The sequence below is a fragment of the Microbispora amethystogenes genome, from assembly GCF_016863015.1.
Taxonomy (GTDB): domain Bacteria; phylum Actinomycetota; class Actinomycetes; order Streptosporangiales; family Streptosporangiaceae; genus Microbispora; species Microbispora amethystogenes.
Genome location: NZ_BOOB01000066.1, coordinates 16,332 through 39,381 on the forward strand (window position 1 = coordinate 16,332; position 23,050 = coordinate 39,381).

The window sequence follows — 23,050 nt, forward strand, 5'->3', positions numbered from 1 at the left end:
TTTCTGTACATTCCTCGTATATCGGCGGAGGCTTTCCGGGCCTGTCCCGGGCGGTGGGGCATCGCGACCGTGCGCGCCGCATATACGGCGCTTATACAACGGCCGCCTAGCCTCATGTCCCAGCACGTCGCCCGGAGGAAACCGCTGATGTCGATCGAAGAGCCCGCCGCGCGGAAGACGGACGCGCCGGCCGCATGGATCGCCGAGTCGGGTCTCGTCGTGGTGGCCGCCGTTTTCGGGCTTACTTTCGTGGTAATTCAGGACGCCATAGAAGACGTGCCGCCGTGGTCGTTCGTGGCTCTCCGTTTCCTGCTGGCGGCCGGTGTGGTGGCCGTTCCGTACGCCGCGCAGATCGCCCGGCTCTCGCGTTCGGGATGGGGCGCCGGCGCGGGCCTGGGCCTGCTGCTGGTCGGCGGGTACGCGTTCCAGACGATCGGTCTCGTGTACACGACCGCGTCCAACTCGGGCTTCATCACCGGCCTCTACATCGTGTTCACCCCGCTCATGGCCGCGTTGCTGCTTCGTCAGCGGGTCACCCGCTGGAGCGCCCTGTGCATCGCGACCGCCGCCGTGGGCCTGCTGCTCCTCTCGGGGTACGGAGGGGCCTTCCACCCGCTGGGCGACGCGCTCACCCTGGCCTCCAGCCTCTGTTTCGCGCTGCACATCATCGCCATGGACCGGGCGGTCCGCCTTTTCCCTACGGGAGCCCTGGTCGCGGTGCAACTGGCGACGTGCGGAACGCTCGCCCTGTGCATCGCGCTGATCAAGGAGGATTTCCGCCTCCCCGGCGAATGGGACGCCTGGGGCGCGATCGCGTTCACCGGGCTGGCCGCCAGCGCCTTCGCCTATTTCGTTCAGGCGTACGCGCAGCGGCGTACCTCGCCGACCCGGGTCTCCGTCATCCTCGGGATGGAACCCGTCTTCGCCGGCGTCTTCGGATATTGGCTCGCGGGAGACCGTTTGACGCCGCTGGGCTGGGCGGGCGCCGCGACCATGGTGATCGGCGTGCTTCTCATGGACGTCAAGCCGTCCCGCATGTCGCTGAAGTGGGCGCTGGAGTGGGGGCGAAGCGTTTTCACAGGCCGCCCGCAGGCTTTTGACATAGTATTTACCCGCCATGGCCGGGGGAGAGCAGCATCCAGATCTGCGGTTCCGCATACTCGGACCGCTGGAGCTGACGGCGAATGGCTCCCAGGTCACCTTGAAGGGCCAGAAGGTGCGAACGCTCCTGGCCCTTCTGCTCTGTTATCCGAACACGGCCGTACCGGATGACCGGCTGATCGACGGGCTGTGGCCGACGGACCCGCCGGCGTCCGCGGCCGCCAACCTGCGCGCCTACATCCGCGGCCTGCGGACGACGCTGGGCGACCCGCGCCGCATCACCCGCGTCGATCGCGGCTACCTCCTCCACGTACGGCCTCCCGAGGTGGACGCCCTGCGGTTCTCCGCACTGGTCGCCGGGAGCGAGGAGGCGGCCGCCGGCGGCGACGTCGCGCGGGCGGCGGAGATCCTCCGCAGGGCACTGGACGAGTGGACCGGCGTGCCCTTCGCGGGGCTGGACGACTGCCCCGCGCTGCGGGCCGAGGCCGCGGTGCTGGAGGAGCAGCGGTTCACGGCGGTCGGCCAGTGGGTGGAGCACGAACTCGCGCTCGGCCGGCACGCGGACATGATCCCCGTCCTGGTCCAGCTCGTCGAGGAGTTCCCGCTGCGTGAGTCGCTGCGCGGCCGGCTGATGGAGGCGCTGCACCGGTCGGGCCGCCAGGCGGAGGCGCTGCAGCTCTATCGGGACACGCGCGCCCTCCTCGTCGAGTCGCTCGGCATCGAGCCCGGCCCGCAGTTGCGGGAGCAGGAACAGGCGATCCTGCGGGAGGCCGTGGCACCGGGCGAGGAACCCGCCGCCGCCTCCCCGCGCCCGTGCAACCTCCCGGCCGACACCCCCGACTTCACCGGCCGGGCCGAGGAGATCGCGCGGATCACCCGCTGGCTGACCTCCGAAGACCGGGTCGGCCCGTCGATCGTGGCGGTGTCCGCCCGCGGCGGCGCGGGCAAGACCACCCTGGCCGTTCACGTCGCCCACCGGTTGCGGGAGGACTTCCCGGACGGGCAGATCTTCGTGCCGCTCCGCGGGGCCGAGGCGGCGCGCCGCATCCCGCCGGGCGTCGCGCTGGCCGGCTCGCTGCGCACCCTGGGGGTGCCCGACCACCGGCTGCCCGAGCACATCGAGGAACGCAGCGCGATGCTCCGGGAGGTGCTCTCGGAGCGACGTGCGCTGCTGATCCTCGACGACGCCGCGGACGAGAGCCAGGTGATGCCGCTCATCCCGGGCACGAGCGGGTGCGCCGTCCTGATCACGAGCCGGCACCGCCTCACGGCCGTTCCGGGCATCCGGCGGCTCGAACTCGAGTCGTTCACCGAGGAGCAGGCGATCGACTTCCTGCAGCGGATGCTCGGCGACGACCGCATGAGGAGCAGCCCGGAGGCCGGCGCGCGGCTCGTCCGCCTGTGCGGGCGTCACCCGCTCGCGTTGCGCATCGCGGGCGCGCGGCTCGCCGCCCGGCCGCACTGGCCCGTACGCCGCATGGTCGACCGGCTGGCCGGAGAGCACCATCGGCTCGACGAGCTCGTGCACGGCGAGCTGGACGTGCGCGCCAACCTGATGCTCTCCTACGCGGCGCTGGGGCCCCGGGCGAGGCTCCTGCTCATGCTGCTCGGCAGCCTCGACCTCGTCGAATACGAGGAATGGGCGGCGGCGGCGCTGCTGGACTGCCCGCTCCGGGAGGCCGAGGACCTCCTGGACCAGCTCGCCCACAGTCACCTGGTCACCGTGGCGACCGGAGACCACAGCCAGCCCCGGTACGGCCTGCACGATCTGGTCCGCATCTTCGCCCGGCAGCAGGCGCAGGCGCAGCTTCCCTGCGAGGAGGTGCGCGCCGCCCTGGAGCGGGCCGTCGCGGCCCTGCTGACGGTGACCGAGTACGCCCACACCCAGCTCGCCGGCCACGACCATCTGGTGCTGCACAGCACGGCCCGGCGCCGGCCGATGGCGGAAGAGCAGCTCAGGGAGATCGTCACCGATCCGGTGACCTGGTGCGAGGCCGAACTGCCGAACATCCAGGGAGCGGTCCGGCAGGCGGCGCACCTGGAATTCGACGACCTCTGCTGGGATCTCGCGGTGACCGCCGCGCCCCTTCTGGAGGTCCGCAAACACCACGACGAGTGGGAGCAGACGCACGAGATCGCCCTCGACGCCACCCGGGCCGCCGGCAACCGCCGCGGCGAGGCGGTCATCCTCGCCGAGCTCGGCGAGCTCAGCCTGCACCGGCACGACTACCGCGCGGCGGCCAACTTCATCGGGCAGGCCGCCACGATCTTCACGGCGTTGCGCGACCGGCACGCCGAGGCCATCACCGAGCACAAGCTGGCCGTGCTCGACCGGCTCGGGGGCCGGCTGCACGACGCCCTCTCCCGCGCCCGGCGCAGCGCCGCCGCCCTGAGCGCCCTTGGCGACGTCGGCAACGAAGCGCTCGTGCTCCGCCAGGTCGGGCAGATCCATCTCCAGCTCGGCAATCACGAAGAGGCCCGGATCAACCTGGAGCAGGCCCTGCAGATGGCGCAGAAGGCGCAGGGCGCCCGCCTGGCCCAGCAGGTGAACTACCGGCTCGGCGAGCTCAGCCTGGAGTGCGGCGAACCGGCCGACGCCCTCCCCCGGTTCGAGCGCGTCCACGAGTTCTGCCAGACCATCGAGGACCAGGTCGGCATGGCCCACGCCCTGTACGGGATGGGCCGGGCATGGGCCGCCCTGACGCGATGGGACACCGCCCATCGCACTCTCACGCTCGCGCTGGCGCACGCGAGGGCGGCGGGGGAGCGGATCGTGGAGGCCGACGTGCTCCACCACCTCGGACGGGTCGCCCGCAGCCGGGGGAGAACGGAGGAGGCGGCCGAGTCCTTCGCCCTCGCCGAGGCCATCTGCCGGAACCTCGGCATCACCCCGACCTGGCTCGGTGAACCCGAGGCGGCGGCCCATCCCTGACGGGGAGCGCCTGCCCGAGTGCCTGCCCGAGTGCCTGGCCGAGTGCCTGGACGAGCGTGGGAAGCGCCCGGCGCGCGACGGGGCCGCACGCCACCGAGACGCGCAGTGCCGGGCCGAGGCCCCCGGCCGTGCCCAGGTCGCGGATCCGGAAGCCGGAGGCGCTCATCAGCGCCTCCACCCGGCCGGCGACGTCCGGGTCCCGTACGAGGATCGGGACGAAGTTCCCCCCTGACGGCAGGGTCTGCCAGCCGAGTTCGAGCAGGCTCGCGTTCCATCGGTCCCGTTCGGCGGCGAGGTCCTGCCAGATGCGCGCGAACTCGCCGTACACCAGACCGGTCCGGGCCACCGCGTGCAGCGTGAGGGCGCTCAGCTGACGTTCCGCCTCCCAGCTCCGCAGGCGTTCGACGAGGCGTGCGGACGAGAACAGCGCCGCGACCCGGCCGCCGGCGAAGCCGAAGATCTTCGACCAGCTCAGCAGCACGACGCACGCGTCTCCCGCCAGGTCGACGACATCCCGCGGGTCGGTGGTGAACCCGGCGTAGCACGCGTCGATCACCAGCAGGTGCCCGCGCGCCGCGCACCGGCCGGCGAACGCGCGTACGGCGGAGAGATCGGGCGTGAAGCCGGCGGGTCCGTTGGGCCAGGACATGACCACCAGGGACGGCTCGGCCGACGCGATCGCCGCGTCGAGGGCGGCGAGCGAGCCTCCGGAGGTCCCGTCGGGGGAGAGCACCTCCCGCACGGTCCAGCCCTGTGCCTCCCGGGCGGTCCACCAGGCGGCGTAGTTGGGCGTTTGGATCAGGAGCCGCCCGCCGAAACGGCCGGCCGTCTCCCGCAGGAGCAGCCGGATCCCGCTGTCGGAGCCGGGCGTGAGGGTCACCTCGGTCTCGCCGCACCGGAAGAGCACCGCGACCTCCCGGACGGGCCTGTCCAGCACGGGGTAGGTGCGAAGCTCGTCCCCGCACAGCCCTTCGAGCATCCGCCGGTGCAGTGGCGCCACATCCGGATGGATCAGTTCGTTGGACGCGAGGTTGACGCGGCTGTCGGCGCCTCGCCGCGGCATGGCGGTCCCCGGCGTCACGCCGGATCCATGGCGTGCGACGGAGTCCCGGCGGCCTCGGCGCGGCGGGCCTCCGCCCACCTGGCCACCGGCGGGAGCAGGGCGCCCGTCGCGGCGAACAACGCCGCGATGAGCAGCCACCCCGTCATCCCCCAGGTGATCGCCAGCGTGGTGAAGACGAGCGGCGCGAGCAGGCCGCCGATGTCGAGCCCGGCGTTGAAGAGCCCCTGGTACTGGCCGTGCGCGTGGTCAGGGGCCAGGTCGTAGCTCAGCGTCCAGGCGGCCGCCGCCTGCTTCAGTTCGCCGGCGGTGTGCAGGGCCGCCGCGACCAGGAGCAGCGGGGCCGCGACGGCGACAGGTACGCCGCCGGTGAGGGAGACCGCGACGCACGCGGCGGCGAGCAGCAGACCGGCGTGGCGGGCGGCGGACGCCGCGCGGGACACGTCGGTGATGTGCACGGTCGCCTTCACCTGGAAGACGATCACACCCAGGGTGTTGAGCACGAGGACGAGTGAGATCGTCCACGTCGGCGCGGTGGTGTCGCGCGCGATCCACAGGGGCAGGCCGATCTCCAGCATGCCGACGTGCAGGAGGAGAACCGCGTTGAGCCCCGTGACCACGAGGTACGGCACGTCGCGGATCGCCGTCGCGGGCCGCGCGGGGTGACGGGCGGGGTGACGGGCGGTGGGCCGCCGGGCCTCCGGCGGGTTGGCCTGGGCCCCTCGCGCGCCTCTCATCGTGAGCACGAGGATCGCCGCGGCGGCGAACGTGGCCGCGTTGAGAGCGGTCGCGGCGAGGAACGCCGCGTGCGTTCCCCAGGCCAGGATGACGCCCCCGAGCATCCCTCCCACGGCCGAGCCGACGTTGGAGGCCGACCGGAGGGCGGCGCGGTAACGGACGCGGTCGGTCCGATCGAACAGCCCGGCGATCAGCGCTCCGCGGGCCGCGGACGCTCCCCGCTCACAGGCCGTGGCGACGCCCACCAGGACGATGAACGCGAGGACCCCCGTGACCAGGACGTATCCGATCACGCACACGCCCTGGGCGGCCAGCAGCAGGGCGTAGACGCGGCTCGGCTCGCGCGCGTCGACCAGGTGACCGATCAACGGGCCGGCCACGAGGCCGAGCACTCCCGCGACGCCGAGACCGAGCCCGATCTCGGTGGGGGACAACCCCATGACGCGGATGAACAACAGGGCGCCGACCACCAGGAAGGACCCGTTGCCGACCGCGTTGACCACCAGGGCGACGGCCAGCCGGCGTGCCTGCCCGGTGCCGAAGGAACCCTCCGGGAGGAGACTCTCCCGGAGGGCCCGTACGGGGGACCGGCGGCGACGGGGATCGGTCATCGAGTCTGTGGCCGTGGCTTGCCGATCCAGGTGCACAGGTAGTCCATGTGCACGAGTCGTTTGTCGGTGGGCACCGTCGGCCGCTGCGGGAAGGTCTGGGCGGGCGCGACGTCCCTGGGGCAGTAGGGATCACGGGCGAACAGGGACCGGTGCCCCGTCTCGTGGGCGTGATGGAGGTAGGAGCGGCCCGCGCAGCCGCCGCGGCACTGCGCGAGCAGCCCGCAGCCCTCGCAGCCGTCCACCTTGTCGGGGTTGGCGTTCCTCCTACGGAACGACCGGAACTGCGGCGAGCGGACGATGTCGTAGAGGTCGTCCTTGCGCAGGTCTCCGAACTTGTAGTCGTGCAGGTAGACGCAGGGCGAGACCGGGATGCGGCCGTCGGGGGTGATCGAGTGGATCCGGAAGGACGTCCGCCCGCACGGGCATCCCTTCGCCCCCTGGTAGTCGGTGACCGCGGCGATCGGCGGCTCGCCCAGGTCGACCGGATCGCACCGGCTCATCAGGAGGGAGAAGCCCTCGTAGTACTGCTCGGCGGGGAGCAGTGAATCCATGTGCGCCGGCTCGACCGGCTTGATGGGATTGATCCGGATATGCGCGTCGTAGCTTTCGGCCAGTTCGAGCAGCTTCTCGATGTGCCGAGGGGTGAAGTTCCAGTTCATCCCGCACATGATCACCGTGTGGGGGATGTCGTACTTCCGGGCCAGTTCGAGAGCCTGGATCGCCTGCTTGTAGATCTTCGCGCCGCGGTTCGCGTTGTGCTCGTCCTCGAAGGGCGAGTCGAAGCTCACGTCCAGGTCGTTGAGCTTGCGCCAGCTCTCGTTGTGATCCCGTTCCAGGTGGATCGCCGTGATGCCGGAGGTGGTCAGGCCGACCAGGATGCCCGCGTCGACCAGCCTGTCGATGATCTGCGGAAGCAGGGTGTTCCGGGGGTTCGCCCCGTTCGTGAACAGCGGTTCGTTGCCGCCGAGGTTCACCGTCTCGACCCCGTTGATCGCGAGCTGCTCGACGATCCGGTCGATCATGTCCAGGCTGAAGTCCATGCCCTTCTCGCGCGCGGACATGGAGTAGCAGTGCGTGCAGCGGTAGGGGCAGTCGTTGCCGAGGGTCCAGCCGATGTTCCTGATCGTTATGGGGCACTCGTCGAGATCCTCGTGCTCGATCGGCCCGACGGCCCTGTCGTAGTGCTCCTTGGGGTTGATCTCGCTGGGAGAGTTCGGCTGGGGGCGTTCCCAGGGGAAGGAGGGGCGGAGTCCCAGATCAACGATGTCGCTCATGCGGTCTCCTGTCCAAGGTGGTGCACGGGGGGGATTGCTACGGCGTCGGGAGCGGCTCAGAAGGGCGTTTCCGTGGGGAGCAGGGGCAGCTCGGCCCGTTCGAAGCCGACGAGGCGGCTGCCGTCGATCGTCGACCACAGCTCGGGATGCTGGCGCCTGGACTGGTCGATGTGGAACGGGTTGACCAGGGGGCAGCTCCAGCAGGTGGTGCGCTGGTAGCCCAGTCCGTACAGCGGGTTCACGGGCAGGTCGTAGGTGTGGATGTAGCTCCAGATGTCGAAGCCGTTCCAGTCGGCCACCGCGTGCGCCCAGATCTGCTGGGAGTTGCGGTAGCCCTCGATGCCGGTGACGAAGTTCACCCGGGGGTGCGAGCGCCGGAAGTCGTTCTCGTACCAGCGGGAACCCTCGAACGCGATCGGCACGCCGTCGGGATAGAGCCGCTCCACCGCGCCGTTGCGGATCGGATACTTGAGCTTCGAACGGCACCACATGTTGGAGGGTTCGAGCTTCCCCTCGGTCTCCAGGAGCTGACGGGCCAGCGCCTGGTCACCGGGCTCGATGTGCAACTGGAAGAGGTCGCGGTACTCCGGCCCGCGGAGGAACCCGGCCAGCTGCTCGATGAAGGCCTCGTCCTCGGGGAAGTCCATGCCGACGCCGGCGAAGAGCAACTGGGCCTTCACGCCGGCCCGCTTGAACAGGTGCATCGTGACGATGCTCTCCTTGCCGCCGCTGAAATACAGCAGGGGCAGGCCGAGGTCACGCGAGCAGATCTCCTCGATCAGCATGACGGAGTCGAGCGCCAGGCGGTCGAGAGCGGCGGCGTTGGCCCGGATGTGCCGGTCACGCTCCTCGGTCTCGTCGCCGGTGACGCTGAACGACCAGTCGACCTCCTCGAAGGCCGAGGTGTAGCCGATGGTCCACTCCTCCTCCCGCTCTCCGGTGAAGTCGATCCGCATCACGACGCGGCCGTGCGCGACCACCTCCCAGAAGAAGACGCCGTCCGAGAGCCCGTTGTTGGCGAGCAGCAGCGTGTCGGGCGGGAGCGCCCGCCCGAGGCGCCGTTCGATGAGCCCGCGCAGCCAGTCGCGCTCTACTCCGGTGCAGAACCAGGGGTCGCAGGGAGGGGAGAGCGGCACCTGCACCAGAGAGGGGTCGCGCAGGGCGGCGTCGAGCTCGTTGACGTACAGATGCTCACGCTGGTTCCAGTGCAGCTTGTTCCACCGGTGCAGCGGCACGAGGAACTGGTCGCCGGCATACCGCTCGTACGTCTCGCGGACGGATTCCTCCGTCGTCCCGAGGGCGGCGGCGATCTCGGCCGTGGTCCGGAAGCCGCGCATCTCCCGGAGCACCGGCGCGTCCTCGGGAGCGACGTGCTTCAGGGTGCCCTCTCCCGCGATGAGGGCGTGCCGGCCCGAGTCGTACCGCTTCAGCTTGCTCAGGAGGATCGGGGTGAGGTCAGAGGTGGGAGGGGAGGTGTCCATGTTCCGCTGCTCCTTCCGGGATCGGGAACCCGCTCAGCTGACGAGTGCTCCGCGGTCGGTGGGGCCGACGAGACGCCGATAGCGGCGCAGATAGGGATACTCGCGCGGCACCGGGGGCGGCGGCGGGGCCCCTTCCGCGGCCCGCCTGGCCAGTTCGGCTTCGTCCACCAGCAGGTCGAGCCTGTTGCCGGGGATGGAGATCTCGATGGGATCGCCGTTCCTGACCAGGGCGAGCGGGCTGCCGGGCTCGGCCGCCTCGGGCGCCAGGTACCCGATGATGAAGCCGTTCGAGGCCCCGGAGAAGCGGCCGTCCGTGATCAACAGGAAGTCGTTGTTCAGCAGGTTGAGGTGGTTGATCACTTCGGACACGCGGTGGGCCTCGCGCATGCCCGGCCCCCCGATCGGCCCTTCGAAACGGATGACCACCGCGGCGCGCGGGTCGAGCGCACGGGTCGCCACGTCGGCCGCGAAGAGCTCGTAGGAGTCGTAGACCGCCGCCTGGCGGACCTCGCTGAGCCCGAGCCGGTCGCGCGGCACGTTGGACGCGTTGAACAGGGCGCCTCTCGGCGCGAGGCTGCCCCGGAGCACCCTGATCCCGCCTTCGGGCGCGAGGGCGCGGCCTTCGTCCGCGATCGAGGAACCGACCTTGGGGAGACCGTCGAGGAGAGTGCCGAGCTCCACGCCGTCGACCGTCATCACGTCGCGATGCACGCGCGAGCCCAGCCGCTTGAGCACGCCGAGCACGCCTCCGGCCGACCGGAACAACGTCATGTTCAGGGTGTGCTGGTTCTTCAGGTCGACGAGGAAGGGCGTGCTCGACGAGAGCCGGGAGATGCCGGAGTAGTCCAGGTCAACGCCGGCCGTGTTGGCGACCGCGAGGGCGTGCAGGATCGCGTTCATCGAGCCGCCGCTGGCGATCACGCTGCGGATCGCGTTCTCCACCGACCTCTCGTTCACGATGGCGGACGGCCGGATCCCGCGCCGGGCGAGCTCGACGACGCGGACTCCGGCGTCCTTCGCCCGCAGCGCCTTCTCGGTGGAGAGCTCGGGCACCAGCGCGCTTCCGGACAGGGCGAGCCCCAGGGCCTCGGTGAAGTAGTTCATCGTGCCCGCGGTGGCGTACGGCCGGCATATCCCGATGGTGGAGTTGGTGCTGTAGTAGAGGTCGACGAACTCCTCTTCGGTGATGAGGTCGTCGAGATAGAGGGACTTGATGTACTTCTCGTCGCCGATCCGCTCGGTGTCCACGTCCAGGCGCCGGCGCCGCTGAATGTCGGCGCAGACGGACTGGTTGACGTCGTGATTGAGCTCGGCTATTTGCGGCCCGCCGGTGACGACGACAGCCGGGACGTCGACCCGGATCGCGGCGATGAGCATGGCGGGCAGCACCTTGTCGCAGGTGCCGATGAACACCAGGCCGTCGAAGACGCCGTGCGCGTTGACATAGGTCTCGATCGAATCGGCCATGACGTCCCGGCCGGGCAGGATGTATTTCTCGTGCAGCCGGCCGTGCGCCATGGAATCGCACAGCGCGATCATTCCGGACTCGATCGGCATTCCCCCGGCCATCAGCACGCCCTCCCGCACGCGCTGGGCCATCGCGCTGAAGCTGAGCTGGGCGAGGTTCAGCTCACTGTAGGAATTGACGATCCCGATGACGGGTTTCGAGAGGTCTGCCGACCGGAAACCGAGTGTCTTCTTCCGGGCGGCGACGACGCCGTCGGACAGCTTCTGGATCGGGTCGTGCAGTCTGTCATCCATAGGATTTCCCCATCTGGGCGACTGCCGTGAAGGGACCGAAAGGGCTCGCCACAGAGGTGAGCGAGATTTCCCGGATCTCGACCAGGGGAGGTTGCGCGAGGACGAAGCCGACCACCTCGGCGACGGACTCCGGCCGCAGCGCCTCCGGCCGGGAGCCCGCCCGCCCGCCGTTGAAACCCGTGTCGACACGGCTCATCGTGAGCACCGAGACGCGGGTGCCGTACGGCCGCAACTCCTCCCGGAGGGCGTCGGCGAAGCCGACGAGCCCGTGCTTGCTGGCGCAGTACGCGGTCCGGTCCGGGAACGGCCAGCGCGCGGAGTCGCTGGCGACGACCACCACGGCGCCGCCGGGCCGCCGGCGGATCAGCGGGACGGTGTGCCGGGCGACGAGGAAGGCTCCCCGGAGGTTGACGCCGACGATGTGGTCCCAGTCGTCCGGGGTGACCTTCTCGACGGGATTCCACCCCCCGACGCCGGCGCAGTTCACCACTCCCGTGACTCCCTCGGGCCGGCTTTCCAGAACCGAGGCGATTTCGGCGAGTTCCTCGTCCGCAGTCGGCGCGGCCAGGTCCACTTTCCACGAGAGCGCCGTGGTTCCCTCGCTCGCGATCTCGTCACACACGCTCCGGAGAGCGTCGCCGTCCCGGTCCAGGAGCGCCAGTGCGTATCCCCGGCGGGCCAGGACACGGCTGGTTTCGCGGCCGATTCCCGCAGCCGCTCCCGTAATCAACACGAATCCGCGAAGAATTTCCAGCGTGCCAACTCCTTGCGTTAAATCGTGCAGGATGGCAGGGCAAAGACGGCGCGCCGGCTTTGCTTGTTACGCAGGTATTACGGGGGCCAGATGTACGCCCGATGGGTAACGTTACCTCCATGTCATCAAGTGGAGTCAAGTCCTTGATGCTGTTGCTGTCGGTGCTGTAGCCTGCGACCGCTCGGAAGTGGGAGGGGAGCTTCGCGGGTTCATGCACGAGGGCAATTCGTTTTCGCTGTCCGTCGAGACGGTCGGCACCCTGGCCGATCTGCCTCCTTCGGCGATGAAGGACCTGGCCGATTCCTCGGCGGCCTCCTTTTACGGATCGCCACTCTGGTTACTCTCGGTAGAGGACCATGACGACTTCGCGGCCCGGTATTCGGTGGCGCGGCAGGGGGACGCCGTTCGCGCGGTTCTTCCCCTCTACACCGCGACCGCGCCGCCCCACAACGACTCCTACGACCCGTGGGCGACGGTGACGAGGTGGGTGCGGCCGGAGATCGGGCAGCGCGATCTCTATCCGGCCATGCTCGCGGGTTCGCGATCCGGTTACACCAACGACGGTGTCGTCACCGGGTCGCCCGGCGACGACGAGGCCGTCGCCGCTCTCCTGGCCGACGTTTGTGCGCGTCTCCGCGCGGGGGAGGCCCGGAGCCTGACGTTCGCCTACCTGACGCCCGCGGGACTGGCGTCCGTCCTCCCGGCACTGCCCGACGCCCCGCCGCTGGTTCCGGCCGAGCCCGACACCGTCATCGACCTGCCGGGTGACGACTTCACGGACTATCTGGCCGCCCTTCCCTCGGACCGAAGGCGGAAGATCGTACGCGAGGCGGCGGCGTTCGCGAAACTGGGCTACGAGGTGGAGTTCGGCACCCTCGCGGGGTGGGCGGACGAGTTCGCGCCGCTGCTGGCCGCCGTCCAGGGACGGCACGGGTCAAGCGACTCGGTCGAGCGGATGCGGCGATACCTGCTCGCGCAGGAGCGGGCGATGGGCGGGTCGGCCCTGGCCCTGCGCTGCGTGCGGGACGGCCGGCTGGTCGGGTTCTCGCTCTTCTACGAGCACGGGAACGAGCTGTACGGGCGCGTCGTCGGCCTCGACCACTCCCGGCTCGAACGGGACGCCGGTGTCTACTTCACCCTCGCCTACTACGCCCCGATCCGATACGCCTACGCCCGGGGACCGCGCCGCGTCCGGTACGGCCCGGGGTCGTACGAGGCCAAGCTGCTGCGTGGCGCGCGGCTTGAGCCGCGATGGTCCTGCACACTGCTGCCCGAGCCGCCCCGCCAGGACGACCGGGCCCGCGCGGCGCGGTACGCCGAGCGGTGGGTCGCGGACTGGAACAGTCGTCATGCCGGGTTCCACCAGGCCGCCGACGGCAGGACGACCATGTGGATGAATCCGCCGATGCCGGCACAAGGCGCAGGACAAGTCGCAGGACAAATCGCAGGACGAGGAGTTTGATGTCACATCTTCTGTCGCTCCGGGAGTTCACCGGCGAGCAGCTCGACGCGCTCGTCCGCAAGGCACTGGAGATCAAGCGGAATCCCGAGGCGTACCGGAGCGCACTGGCCGGAAAAGGTCTCCTCCTGCTGATGCAGAAGACCTCGACCCGCACCGTCCTCGCGTTCACGGCGGCCGTCCACCAGATGGGCGGCTACGCCGTACGGCTCAACTGGGACGAGAGCAACTTCGCCATCTCTCCGCTGGACCTCGAGGCCAGATACATCTCCACCACGGCCGACGCCGTCATGGCCCGCCTGCGGAGCTTCGACGACATCGCCGCGCTGGCCGCCAGCAGTTCCATCCCAGTCGTGAACGGCTGCTGCTCCCGCTACCACCCGTCCCAGGTCGTCGCCGACTGCCTCACGGTCCTGGAGACGGCGGGCCGCCTGGAAGGGACGCGGCTCGCGTACGTCGGCGTGCACAACAACGTGACCAACTCGCTCCTCGCCGGCTGCACCAGGCTGGGAATGCGGGTCAACCTGGTCACGCCGCTGCGGCACGACGGCGCGATCGACGACGAACTGGTCGCGGAAGCCGAGGCCACCGGGCTGGTCGGCAGGTTCGACACGGTCGCCGCGGCGGCGGCCGAGTCCGACTTCGTCTACACCGACACCTGGGTCGACATGGAGCACTTCGACGACCCGGACTACCAGGAGGAGAAGCGGCACCGCATCAAGCTGATGTCGCCGTTCCAGCTGAACCGGGAGAACCTGGGCGGAGCGGACCCGTGGATCATGCACGACATGCCGATCCATCCGGGATACGAGATCTCCAGGGACCTCGTGGACGCCCCGAAGTCGGTGATCTTCCAGCAGGCGGAGAACCGCCTCTACGCGGCCAAGGCGATCCTGCACGAACTGATGACCACGTGACCCACGCCGCCACGTCCGAGAAGTCTCCGCCATGACAGATCGCACGCCGTACATCGCGGCACCGAAGGTCATCTCCTCCATCCTGGCCTCGCGCCCGGAGCGCCGCGCGGAGAGCCCGCCGTACGTCATCGTGATCTACGATCACGAGCTGTTCACGGCCGCGCGGGCCGCTCTCGGGGCCGAACTCGTGCCCGACTGGCTGTACGCGGACCGGCCCGGACGGCGGATCTTCGTGCCTCCCGGCGCTCCGCACATCGCTCTCATGCACACCGAGATCGGCGCCCCACTGATCGCGTTTCTGCTGGAGATGCTGGCGGGGTGCGGTCTCCAGGAGATCGTCATCGTGACGAGCGCCGGAGGGATCGCGTCGGACCTCCAGGTCGGCAGCCTGTTCGTCGTGGAGGCGGCGGACAGCGAGAACGGCGTGACGCGGGCGTTCGCACCGGGCCGCCGGGAGTTCCGGCCCTCGGCGTTGGTGACCGCGAACCTGCACGAGGCGTGCCGGGTGAGCGGCGTACGGGCCAAACCGGCGCGTTCCCACTCTTCCGACGTCTTCTTCAGGGACACGCCCCTGCCCCCGCACACGGACGGCGGTCCTGACCTGGTCGAGATGGAGGCCGCCACCGTCTTCGCCGTGGCCGAGCGTCGCGGGGTGCGCGCGGGGGCCGTCGGCTACGTCTCGGACGTGCTCGCCGAGGAGTGGAGCCGCCCCGACGATCATTACTATCCGCCGGAGAGGATGCGGCTCCTGGACGTCATCCGGGCCTACGTCGCCGCCCTTCCCGTGGACGCGGCCGGGGTGACGCTGTGACCGACCGGCGGCCGACCGTGCTCCTGATCAACTCAGGGAAGACCGCACCCGTTCCCCTCCTGGAAGCGGACGACTCGCACCTGCTGGCGGTCATCACCGAGCCCGGCTATCGGCGGCTCTACTCGCCCGGCACCCGCGTGCGCCTCGTCGAGGACATCGCCGACCTGCACGCCGTCGAGCAGGCGGGCGTCGAGATCGCAGCGGGAGAACCGCCGCTGGCCGTCGTCGCTCCGAGTGAGCGCAGCCTCGTGCCGGGGGCCTACCTGCGCGGGCTCTTCGGGCTCGACGGGCTGGACGTGACCACGGCGATCGGGTTCACCAGCAAGTACGCGATGAAGCGCCGGCTTCGCGCCGCCGGCGTTCCCGTCGCGGATTTCGCGCTGGTGGACGGTGTCCGCGATCTGCCCCGCGCCGTCGGCGAACTCGGGTGGCCGCTCGTCGTCAAGCCGGTGTTCGGCACCGGCTCCATGCGAACCGTACGGCTCGGCGGACGCGCCGAGTTTGAAGCTGCGCTCGGCGCCGGGCTGCTGGCGGAGCTCGACGACGCGGGTCGCCCCCTCATCGCCGAGCGGTGGATCGACATGGACGCGGAGTACCACTGCGACGCGGTCGTCTGGGACGGCGAGGTCCGGCACGCGGTCGCCTCCCGCTACTTCGAGCCGCTGCTCGGCCGCCTGACGGAGGTCAACGGCTCCCACACGCTCCCGGAGGGCCCGGTCGCCGGGTCGATCCTCAGGCTGAACCGGAAGGTGATCGAGGTCCTCGGGCTGAAGGCGGGGGTGACGCACATGGAGGTCTTCGAGGCGGACGGGAGGCTGCTGGTAGGGGAGATCGCCGCGCGCCCCGGGGGCGGCGGAATCCCTCGGATGATCGCCCTGAGCACCGGCGTCGACGTCTGGCGGGCGTTCGTCGACATCTCGCTCGGGCGCGAACCACGGCTCGAACCACGGCTCGAACCGTTCGCCACCGACGGGATCCATGTGAACGTGCAGCTTCCCGTGAAACTGGGCAAGGTGCTCGAGGTGCCGCCCTGGGAGGAGATCGAGAAACTGCCGGGCGTGCTCGAAGTGGAGCCCCAGATAGCCCCTGGAGATGTCGTACAGGGCAGCATCCACTCCTCGCGCGGTGCCGCGCAGGTGCACGCGTGGCTCTCCAGTGAACGGGAGGCGGGCCTTCTGCACGACGAACTGGAGCGGTTCTCGATCACGGTGTCCTCGTCCTGAGCGTCGGCACGGGCCGCGTGCGGACCGTCCGCGGCGACATACCGGCGGCCCGGCTGGGTGTCACGCTCACGCACGAGCATCTCAGGAGCGCGCCCCCGCGGTGGGCGGTCGAGGCCGACCGCGGCCTGGAGTTCGGTCACGTGAGCGGTGCGACCGGCGAACTGGGGTCGTACGCCGAGGCGGGCGGTGGCGCCGTAGTCGAGATGACCACGCCGGACTGTGGTCGTGATGTGACCGTCTCCGCGTCCGCCTCCGCCGCGAGCGGTGTCCACGTCATCCAGGCGACGGGCCTGCAGAAGGGCAGTTACTACCCGCCGGAGGTCCACCGGCAGAGCGTGGAGGCCATCGCCGAGGGATTCCTGGGCGACATCGAGCGCGGGATGGAAGGCACCCCCTGGCGCGCCGGAGTCCTCAAGGTCGGCACCTGCGGAACCGACGAGATCCTGGCGGTCGAGAGACGAGTGATCACGGCCGCCGGGCTGGTGGCACTCGCGACGGGGGTGCCGGTCCTCACCCACACGGAGGCCGGCCGTCTGGGACACGAGCAGCTCGACGTGCTCGAAGCGGCCGGACTCGATCCGGCCCGCGTGTGCGTCGGGCACCTGGACCGGGATCTCGTCCCCGCCACCCTGGAATCCATCGCCCGCCGGGGCGCGTGGCTGGGAATGGACCAGTGGAGCAAGGCGAAGTACGCGCCCGACAGCCTCCGCGCCAGGGTCACCCGTTCCCTGGTGGACGCGGGTCACGACCGGATCGTCGTCTCCGGTGACTTCGGCCACGCCCGATACCACCCCTCCTACGGAGGCGCGCCGGGGCTGGCGGGCCTGGTGCGGACCATCCGTTCGGCGTTGGGCGACGAACTCGCCACGCATGTGCTCGTCACGAATCCGGCGAAACTGCTCTCCATTGAGGACATTTAAGCGCTTTAGTGCGTGACCGAAAATGCCTTGTGTTCCGAATAGTTGTCGCTTACGTTAAAAAAAACCCCTTGTGCGCAGCGATCCCGGAGGGGAAGTGGCAGTGCAGACGAGAAGGTTGTTCGCCACCGCGGCCATGCTCACCGCCGCGTGCGTGCTTGCCGCCTGCTCCTCGGACGCGGGGAGTAAAAGTGCGGCAGGTGCGAGCGACAGCGGAAACGACACGACCGGAAACAAGGCGAGCAACTGCACGAACACGATCGGCAAGAAGAACCTGCCGGTCGTGACCTTCTGGGGCTGGTATCCCAACATGCGGCTCGTCGTCGACAACTTCAACAAGCAGAACAACGAGGTGCAGGTCTGCTGGACCAACGTCGGCCAGGGCGGTGACGAGTACGACAAGTTCCAGACGGCCATCTCGGCGGGCACCGGCGCGCCCGACGTGATCATGATCGAGGCGGACCGGATCCCGACCTTCCAGATCCAGAAGGCGCTCGTCGACATCAGGAAGTACGGCTACGACGCCGTCAAGGACAACTACGGCCCGGGGGCGTGGAAGGACGTCTCGATCGGCGGCGCGGTCTACGGCGTGCCGGTCGACGGCGGGCCGATGGCGATGATCTACCGCAAGGACGTCTTCGACAAATACAAGATCACGCCGCCGAAGACGTGGGCCGAGTACGAGCAGGCGGCGCAGAAGGTGAAGGACGCCGGGGGCCCGCTGTTCGGCGACCTCGGCGCGAACGTGCCGGCCGTCATGATGGCGCTGCAGATCCAGAAGGGTGCGACTCCGATCACCTACGACCCGGCGCGGCCCGAGTCGATCGGCATCGCGCTGAACGACCAGGCGTCCAAGGACGTGCTCGACTACTGGGGGAACCTCGCGCGGAAGGGCCTGGTCGGGACGCAGGACCAGTTCACACCGGAGTACATCTCCGGCGTGGTCAACGGCAAGTACGCGACGTACATCTCGGCGGCCTGGGCGCCCGGATATCTCACCGGCGCGGGCGTCGGCAAGGGCAAGGACACCGGCAAGTTCGCGGTGGCGCCGCTGCCGCAGTGGGATCCCGCCAACCCGGTGCAGGTGAACTGGGGCGGGTCGGCCTTCTCCGTGACAAGCCAGGCGAAGAACCCCGGACTCGCGGCGAAGGTGGCGTACGGCCTCTACGCCGACGACGAGTCGCTCACCGACGGCTGGACCAACCAGATCATCTTCCCGCTGAACCTCAAGGCGCTGCGCGATCCGGAATTCGTGGATCTGAAGGTGTCGTTCTTCGACGGCCAGCAGGCGAACAAGGAGGTCTACGTCCCCGCGGCGAACGCCTACAAGGGCATGACCTACAGCCCGTTCGGCCAGTACTACTTCGATGCCTTGACGAAGCAGATCGGCGCGGTCATCGAGGGCTCGATCACCGGTGCGCAGGCGGCCGACCGCGTCCAGGAGGACGTGGCGAACTACGCCAAGGAACAAGGCTTCACCGTCCAGTGACCACACGGGCAGCATCGACCCCCCGGAGCCCGAGATGACCCTCCTGATCGAGGAGAGCGCACCGAGCACCCAGGAGAAAGCGCACAAGGCCCGCGGCACGGTGCGTCTTCGTGAGCACCTGATGGGGTGGCTCTTCGTCGGGCCGTTCGCGCTCGTCTTCCTGGCGCTTCTCATCGCGCCGCTCGCGTACGCGCTGTACCTCAGCCTGTTCCGCAAGAAGCTGATCGGCGGGACCAGTTTCGTCCTGTTCGACAACTATGTGAAGGCGTTCACCGACCCGAGTTTCCTCTCGGGGGCGTGGTTCGTCGTCCGCTTCTCCCTGGTCGCCATCCCGCTGCAGATCGTCGTCGCGCTCGCGATGGCCCTCATCCTGGACGCCGTCACATCGGCGTTCGCCCGGTTCTCGCGGTTGATGATTTTCCTTCCGTACGCGATTCCCACCGTCATCGGGGCGGTGATGTGGGGGTTTCTGTACAGCAGGAGCTTCGGGCCGCTCTCCGACGTCTTCGGGGTGTTCGGCGCCACCGCGCCCGACTTCCTCGGCGGCAACCTGATCTTCTACGGCCTGGCCAACGTCGTCACCTGGCAGTGGGCCGGCTACTACATGATCATCCTGTACGCCGCGCTGCAGGGCATCGACCCGGCGCTCTACGAGGCGGCCCGCATGGACGGCGCCGGCGGACGGCAGATCGCGCTGCGGATCAAGATCCCGCTGATCGCCCCCGCGCTGCTCCTGATCCTGGTCTTCGCACTCATCGGCACACTGCAGTTCTTCAACGAACCACAGTTCCTGCGATTCCTCGCGGCCGGCACGATCGGGCCGGACTTCACCCCCAACATGTACGCCTACCAGCAGGCGTTCGCACTCGCGAACTTCAACTACGGGTCGGCGATCTCCTTCGCCCTCGGCGGGATCGTGTTCGCCGGCGTCTACGCCTTCCTGTTCTTCACCCGAAAGCGGAGGAGCTTCCTGTGACGACCGGCCGCTCCCGCGCACGCCGCGCGCCACAACGCCACCTGCCCCTGCAGGTGCTCCTCGGCTTCCTGGTCGTCTACTTCCTCGTGCCGTTCTGGTGGGTCGTCGTCAACAGTTCCAAGGACGCCCCTGGCCTCTTCGGCGGCGGCAACACCCTGTGGTTCACCGACCGGGTCGACTACTTCGGCAACCTCAGGCAACTGTTCACCTACGACGGCGGCATCTACGGCAGATGGATCCTCAACTCCACGCTGTACGCGTTCGCGGGCGGGATCGGCGCCACGATCCTGGCCGTCATGGCCGGCTACGGCTTCGCCAAGTACCGGTTCGCCGGCCGGCGCCTCAGCTTCTCCGTCCTGCTCGGCGCGTTGATGGTGCCCGCGACCGCCCTGGTGATCCCCACCTTCGTGATGTTCTCCGGGCTCGGCCTGACGAACACGATATGGGCGGTGATCCTGCCGTCACTGCTCAACCCGTTCGGCGTCTACCTGATGCACGTGTACGCGCGGGACGCCGTTCCCGACGAGATCCTGGACGCGGCGCGGGCCGACGGCGCGGGTGAGGTGCGGACGTTCCTCCAGGTCGCGCTCCCGCTGATGCGGCCCGCCGTGGTCACGGTGCTGCTCCTGTCGGCCGTGGCGTCCTGGAACAACTACTTCCTGCCCGTCGCCATGCTCTCCGACAACCGCCTCTTCCCCGTCACCGTCGGGCTCGGCCTCTGGCAGGGAATCGCCTCCGCGAACAACGCGGGCAGCACCTCCCTCTGGAGCCTGATCATCCTGGGCGCGCTCGTGTCGGTGATCCCGCTCATCGTCGCCTTCTTCACCCTCCAGCGGCACTGGCGCGGCGGACTGGCCGTCGGAGGCCTGCGCTGACGCGGCCGGGGCCGACCCTAGTGCCAGCCGGTCCGCTGTCGCAGCCAGGTCAGCGCCACCCTGCCCTGCGCGAGCTGGAAGGCCCGCAGGGTGGGCAGACCGGGCGGCGGGGGCAGGAGCCCTCGCTGCAGGAAGTATCCGGTGATCGCGGCGAGGACGGCGGTGACGGCGCCGGGGTCGGCGTTCCTCGCGACCGGGTGGCCGTCGAAGACCTGGGCCGGTGGCGGCCCCCCTTGCATCGTCACGCTGGGCAGCATCCCGACCAGGTCGAACCACGGCGCGGCCAGGCACGCGTGCGGCCAGTCCACCACGAGCACCCGGCCGTCTCCGGTGAGCAGCAGGTTGTCCGCCCGCATGTCGGCGTGGGCGAGGCAGGCGCCCTCGGCGGCCCGGCCCCAGTGCTCCTCCAGCTCCGCCAGCCGCGGCAGGTGCCGTACGGCCCAGGGGTCGAGCGCGCCGGTCAGGTCCGCGCCGTCCGCGGCCAGGCGCCGCCAGCCCCGGAACTCGTCGCCGAACCTCTCGGCGGCGGCCGGCACCTGAATCGGAGCGGGGGTGAGCGCCTCGGCCATGCGGGCCAGCGCGCCGAGCACGAGGGCCAGCTCGTCCGGGTCCCACGGTTGGGCGGGCAGGCGCCCCTCCACGTCCTCGAACAGCAGCACCACCCAGCCGTCCCGGTCGAAGGAGGCGAGCAGCCGGGGCGCGGGAACGCCGGCCGGCAGCGCGGCGGCCACCCTGGCCTCGGCGCGGTGGAACGCGGGGCTGTCGGGGTTGGGCTCCGGGCCGACCGCCTTGACGAACGCCCTGCCGCCGCCCGCGAGCCGCAGCCGGGCGGCCGCACCCGGTGAGAAGCCTCCCGGCTGCGTGACCGCCTCGGCCACCCGGTCGCCGAGATGCCCTTCGACCGCGAGCCGCAGCTCCTCGGGCACCGCCGACCACGGGATCCGTACGCCCTCGGCGGGCGGCGGAAACTGCTCCTCACTCATCCCGGCATGATCTGGCCCCCGTACGCCCACGGCAATCGAGTTTCCGGCCCCCGGTGCCTCGTGTCGGCGTTCCACGGAGGGCGCGGGGCGGGCTAGGAGTCGCCCGTCGCGTGGCTCAGTTGGGCGAAGGCATGGTCCGCGTCGGCGACCGCCTCGGGTCGCACGTCGTGCGCGGTCCGCCCGTCGGCGATCTTCTGCCAGTTGGTCCGGGCCAGCACGCGTCGAACGGCGATCACCTGGGCGGCCTGCAGCCGGCCCCGGACACCCGGGTCGAGGACGGCGGCCAACGCGTCCTCGTCGTCGAGCATGTACTGCAGGAGCCGTCCCGCCAGGCTTGGGGTGGTGAACACCAGCCGATGAAACGCCACCACCTGGGGATGATCGTTGAGGCCGGTGACCGGATCGAAGCGATCGAGACCGTCCCGGAAGTGCCGGTGCAGCGCCGTCATCGGCGCGATACCGGGGGGCCGGTCACGGACCACGCGTGCGGCCTCACCGCTGTGGTCCGCGAAGCGGTGCAGGATCAGGTCTTCCTTGCTGGCGAAGTAGCGGAACAGCGTCGGTTTGGACACCTCGGCCATCGCGGCGATGTCGGACACCGATACCTGGTCGAACCCGCGCGCCAGGAACAGCGAGATCGCCGCGTCGGCGATCGCGTCCCGGGTTCGTCCCTTCTTGCGGGCCCGCAGCCCGACCGGCTCGCTCACCTTGTCAGGGTATCGTTCGTTACTCAGTTGCTTTTTTAACTCGGTAACGAAAGGATGATGGTCGTGGAACAGACAGACATGTCCGTCGGCGACGGCGAGGCTGCCATGACACCCGCAGGAGGGCCTCCGGTGCTCGTCACCGGGGCGACCGGGCGCATCGGCCGCGCCGTGGTCGACCTGCTGACCGACACGGGCGTGCCGGTCCGTGCCCTCGTACGCCGCTCCGAGTCGGCGGCGACACTGCCCGCCGGCGTCGAGATCGTCACCGGCGATCTCACGGTGCCCGAATCGCTCGACGCGGCACTGCACGCCATCGGTACGGTCTTCCTGGTCTGGACCGCCCCGCCGCAGACCGCGGCGGCTGTCGTCGACCGGCTGGCCGCCCACGCGCAGCGGATCGTCTACCTGTCCGCCCCGCACCGGACCCCGCACCCGTTCTTCCAGCAGCCGAACCCGATGGCGGCGCTGCACGCCGAGATCGAGCGGCTCATCGCGGCCACCGGACTCGACTCGACGATCGTCCGGCCGGGGATGTTCGCGTCGAACGCCCTGCTCTGGTGGTCCGCCGCGATCCGTGGCGAAGGCGTGGTCCGGTGGCCGTACGGCGCGGCCGAGACCGCCCCGGTCGACGACCGGGACGTGGCCGCGGTCGTCGCGCGGACCCTGCGCGAGGACGGACACGCAGGCGGCGACTACGTCCTGACCGGCCCCGAGTCCCTCACCCAGGCCGAACAGATACGCATCATCGGGGAGACGCTGGGCCGCCGCCTGACATTCGAGGAACTGTCGCCCGACGAGTTCCGGCGAGAGGCTCCGGAAGCCTCGCGCCCGGCCGTGGACATGCTCCTGGCGGCGTGGAACGCCGCGACGGGACGCCCGGCGTACGTCGCCTCGACGGTGTCCGACCTCCTCGGAAGGCCGGCGCGAACCTTCCGCCAGTGGGTCACCGACCACGCCACATCCTTCACCGGTGTGAGCTGA

General features: G+C 69.9%; 19 protein-coding genes. 11 read left to right on the forward strand and 8 right to left on the reverse strand.

Annotation, left to right across the window (positions count from 1 at the left end):
- The first annotated feature begins 147 nt into the window (after positions 1 to 147).
- Together Mam01_RS34115 and Mam01_RS34120 are read left to right on the forward strand one after the other, a co-directional pair.
- Entirely contained in the window at positions 148 to 1,272 is a 1,125-nt protein-coding gene (locus Mam01_RS34115; RefSeq protein WP_204289312.1) for a DMT family transporter, read from the forward strand.
- A complete protein-coding gene (locus tag Mam01_RS34120; RefSeq protein ID WP_204289314.1) occupies positions 1,217 to 4,033 on the forward strand; it encodes an AfsR/SARP family transcriptional regulator in 2,817 nt (938 codons plus the stop codon). The genes Mam01_RS34115 and Mam01_RS34120 overlap by 56 nt, the downstream gene beginning before the upstream one ends.
- Here the strand turns inward: Mam01_RS34120 and Mam01_RS34125 are convergent.
- Genes Mam01_RS34125 through Mam01_RS34150 form a run of 6 tightly spaced genes read right to left on the reverse strand, consistent with a single transcriptional unit; the run spans position 3,987 to position 11,691 of the window.
- On the reverse strand, positions 3,987 to 5,114 hold the full coding sequence (locus Mam01_RS34125) for an aminotransferase class I/II-fold pyridoxal phosphate-dependent enzyme (RefSeq protein ID WP_204289322.1): 1,128 nt from the start codon (positions 5,112 to 5,114) through the stop codon (positions 3,987 to 3,989). The two genes, Mam01_RS34120 and Mam01_RS34125, sit on opposite strands and share 47 nt — an antisense overlap.
- Complete coding sequence (locus tag Mam01_RS34130; RefSeq protein ID WP_204289324.1) at positions 5,111 to 6,442, reverse strand: MFS transporter; 1,332 nt, start codon at positions 6,440 to 6,442, stop codon at positions 5,111 to 5,113. Before Mam01_RS34130 ends, Mam01_RS34125 begins: the two co-directional genes overlap by 4 nt.
- The gene (locus Mam01_RS34135; protein WP_204289326.1) at positions 6,439 to 7,716 is read right to left on the reverse strand and encodes a radical SAM/SPASM domain-containing protein; all 1,278 of its coding nucleotides are present in this window, start codon (positions 7,714 to 7,716) and stop codon (positions 6,439 to 6,441) included. Before Mam01_RS34135 ends, Mam01_RS34130 begins: the two co-directional genes overlap by 4 nt.
- A gap of 56 nt (positions 7,717 to 7,772) precedes the next feature.
- A complete protein-coding gene (locus Mam01_RS34140) occupies positions 7,773 to 9,197 on the reverse strand; it encodes a phosphoadenosine phosphosulfate reductase domain-containing protein (RefSeq protein WP_204289334.1) in 1,425 nt (474 codons plus the stop codon).
- Positions 9,198 to 9,230: 33 nt separating this feature from the next.
- Positions 9,231 to 10,958 carry a dihydroxy-acid dehydratase domain-containing protein gene (locus Mam01_RS34145; RefSeq protein WP_204289336.1) on the reverse strand — a complete coding sequence of 576 codons (1,728 nt, stop codon included), beginning with the start codon at positions 10,956 to 10,958 and terminating at the stop codon, positions 9,231 to 9,233.
- Entirely contained in the window at positions 10,951 to 11,691 is a 741-nt protein-coding gene (locus Mam01_RS34150) for an SDR family oxidoreductase (RefSeq protein WP_239101828.1), read from the reverse strand. The genes Mam01_RS34145 and Mam01_RS34150 overlap by 8 nt, the downstream gene beginning before the upstream one ends.
- 232 nt (positions 11,692 to 11,923) lie before the next feature.
- On the opposite strand from Mam01_RS34150, the gene Mam01_RS34155 reads away from it, so the two are divergent.
- The 8 genes from Mam01_RS34155 (at position 11,924) to Mam01_RS34190 (ending at position 20,379) form a co-directional block, all read left to right on the forward strand.
- Positions 11,924 to 13,174, forward strand: a complete 1,251-nt coding sequence (locus Mam01_RS34155; RefSeq protein WP_204289340.1) for a GNAT family N-acetyltransferase — start codon at positions 11,924 to 11,926, stop codon at positions 13,172 to 13,174.
- Positions 13,174 to 14,088 (forward strand): Rossmann-fold NAD(P)-binding domain-containing protein, encoded by a 915-nt coding sequence (locus tag Mam01_RS34160; RefSeq protein ID WP_204289341.1) that lies wholly within the window; start codon positions 13,174 to 13,176, stop codon positions 14,086 to 14,088. Before Mam01_RS34155 ends, Mam01_RS34160 begins: the two co-directional genes overlap by 1 nt.
- A gap of 31 nt (positions 14,089 to 14,119) precedes the next feature.
- Positions 14,120 to 14,899, forward strand: coding sequence for a phosphorylase family protein (locus Mam01_RS34165; RefSeq protein ID WP_204289343.1), 780 nt, complete (start codon positions 14,120 to 14,122; stop codon positions 14,897 to 14,899).
- Complete coding sequence (locus Mam01_RS34170) at positions 14,896 to 16,122, forward strand: ATP-grasp domain-containing protein (RefSeq protein ID WP_204289345.1); 1,227 nt, start codon at positions 14,896 to 14,898, stop codon at positions 16,120 to 16,122. Before Mam01_RS34165 ends, Mam01_RS34170 begins: the two co-directional genes overlap by 4 nt.
- 17 nt (positions 16,123 to 16,139) lie before the next feature.
- A complete protein-coding gene (locus Mam01_RS34175; protein WP_204289347.1) occupies positions 16,140 to 17,042 on the forward strand; it encodes a phosphotriesterase family protein in 903 nt (300 codons plus the stop codon).
- A 94-nt stretch (positions 17,043 to 17,136) separates the two neighbouring features.
- Complete coding sequence (locus Mam01_RS34180; protein WP_204289349.1) at positions 17,137 to 18,528, forward strand: ABC transporter substrate-binding protein; 1,392 nt, start codon at positions 17,137 to 17,139, stop codon at positions 18,526 to 18,528.
- A gap of 34 nt (positions 18,529 to 18,562) precedes the next feature.
- Positions 18,563 to 19,504: a carbohydrate ABC transporter permease gene (locus Mam01_RS34185; protein ID WP_204289351.1), complete on the forward strand. Its 942-nt coding sequence runs from the start codon at positions 18,563 to 18,565 to the stop codon at positions 19,502 to 19,504.
- Complete coding sequence (locus tag Mam01_RS34190; protein WP_204289353.1) at positions 19,501 to 20,379, forward strand: carbohydrate ABC transporter permease; 879 nt, start codon at positions 19,501 to 19,503, stop codon at positions 20,377 to 20,379. The genes Mam01_RS34185 and Mam01_RS34190 overlap by 4 nt, the downstream gene beginning before the upstream one ends.
- Before the next feature lie 17 nt (positions 20,380 to 20,396).
- Here the strand turns inward: Mam01_RS34190 and Mam01_RS34195 are convergent, their stop codons facing one another.
- Together Mam01_RS34195 and Mam01_RS34200 are read right to left on the reverse strand one after the other, a co-directional pair.
- Positions 20,397 to 21,362, reverse strand: a complete 966-nt coding sequence (locus Mam01_RS34195; protein WP_204289355.1) for an aminoglycoside phosphotransferase family protein — start codon at positions 21,360 to 21,362, stop codon at positions 20,397 to 20,399.
- A 92-nt stretch (positions 21,363 to 21,454) separates the two neighbouring features.
- Positions 21,455 to 22,069, reverse strand: coding sequence for a TetR/AcrR family transcriptional regulator (locus Mam01_RS34200; RefSeq protein WP_204289357.1), 615 nt, complete (start codon positions 22,067 to 22,069; stop codon positions 21,455 to 21,457).
- 63 nt (positions 22,070 to 22,132) lie between these two features.
- Here Mam01_RS34200 and Mam01_RS34205 point away from each other — a divergent pair, with 63 nt between their 5' ends.
- On the forward strand, positions 22,133 to 23,050 hold the full coding sequence (locus Mam01_RS34205; protein WP_204289365.1) for an NAD(P)H-binding protein: 918 nt from the start codon (positions 22,133 to 22,135) through the stop codon (positions 23,048 to 23,050).